Source organism: Caulobacter radicis (assembly GCF_003094615.1).
Taxonomy (GTDB): domain Bacteria; phylum Pseudomonadota; class Alphaproteobacteria; order Caulobacterales; family Caulobacteraceae; genus Caulobacter; species Caulobacter radicis.
In genome coordinates this window covers 1-1309 of the sequence record NZ_QDKO01000047.1, presented here as the reverse complement: position 1 = coordinate 1309, position 1309 = coordinate 1, and the positions used below count along the sequence as shown (strand labels likewise).

The window sequence follows — 1309 nt, the reverse complement described above, 5'->3', positions numbered from 1 at the left end:
CGCCCCGCGCCCCACCGAGGCGTAGGTGAAGCCGTGGCGGACCATCTCATGCGGCTTGTAGACGTTGCGCAGGTCGACGATGACCGGGGCGGCCAGCAGGGTCTTGAGGCGTTCCAGGTCGAGGGCGCGGAACTGGTCCCACTCGGTGAGGATCAGCAGCACGTCGGCCTGGTCGGCGGCCTCGTAGGGGCCGGCGACGAACTCCACGCCCGGCAGCAGGCCCTCGGCCTCGTGGCGGCCTTCGGGATCGAAAGCCCGCACCTTGGCGCCCTTGGCCTGCAGCGCCGGCAGGATGTCGAGGCTGGGGGCGTCGCGCATGTCGTCGGTGTTGGGCTTGAAGGTCACGCCCAGCACGCCGACGGTCTTGCCCGAGAGATCCTCGGTGCCCAGCACGGCGGCGACCTTGTCGGCCATGGCCTTCTTGCGGGCGGCGTTGACCTCGACCGTGGTCTCGATCAGCCGGGTCGGCGCGCCGTAGTCGGCGGCGGTCTTGACCAGGGCGATGGTGTCCTTGGGGAAGCACGAGCCGCCATAGCCGGGGCCGGCGTTGAGGAACTTGGCGCCGATCCGCTTGTCCAGGCCGATGCCCTTGGCCACCTGCTGCACGTCGGCCCCGACCTTTTCGCACAGGTCGGCCATCTCGTTGATGAAGGTGATCTTCATCGCCAGGAAGGCGTTGGCCGCGTACTTGATCAGCTCGCTGGTGCGGCGGCCGGTGAAGACGATCGGGGTCTCGTTGAGGCTCAAGGGGCGGTAGAGCTCGCGCATCACCGCCTGGGCCCGCTCGTCCTCGGCGCCGACCACCACGCGGTCGGGGCGCTTGAAGTCCTCGATGGCCGCGCCCTCGCGCAGGAACTCCGGATTGGAGACCACGGCGAACTGGGCGGCCGGATTGACCCGCTTGATGATCGCCTCGACCTCGTCGCCGGTGCCCACCGGCACGGTCGACTTGGTGACGACGACGGTGAAGCCGTCGATCAGGCCGGCGATCTCCTCGGCGGCGGCGTAGACGTAGGAGAGGTCGGCATGGCCGTCGCCGCGACGCGTCGGCGTGCCCACGGCGATGAACACCGCGTCGGCGTCCTTGATCGCCTGGGCGCCTTCCAGCGTGAACGACAGCCGGCCTTCACGGACATTCCGGGCGACCAGGTCGTCCAGGCCCGGCTCGTAGATCGGGATCTCGCCGGCCAGAAGCCGCGAGATCTTGCGCGGATCCTTGTCGATGCACGTCACCACGTGACCGAAGTCCGCAAAGCACGCCCCGGACACCAGGCCCACATAGCCCGTGCCAATCATCGCTACGCGCATG

1 protein-coding gene is annotated in these 1309 nt (G+C 69.0%); it reads right to left on the bottom strand.

Annotated elements, in window-relative coordinates; all coding sequences use genetic code 11:
• The coding region (locus tag DDF62_RS25305; protein ID WP_133244995.1) for a UDP-glucose dehydrogenase family protein at positions 1-1308 on the bottom strand (1308 nt) is incomplete at its 3' end.
• Position 1309 lies beyond the last annotated feature (1 nt).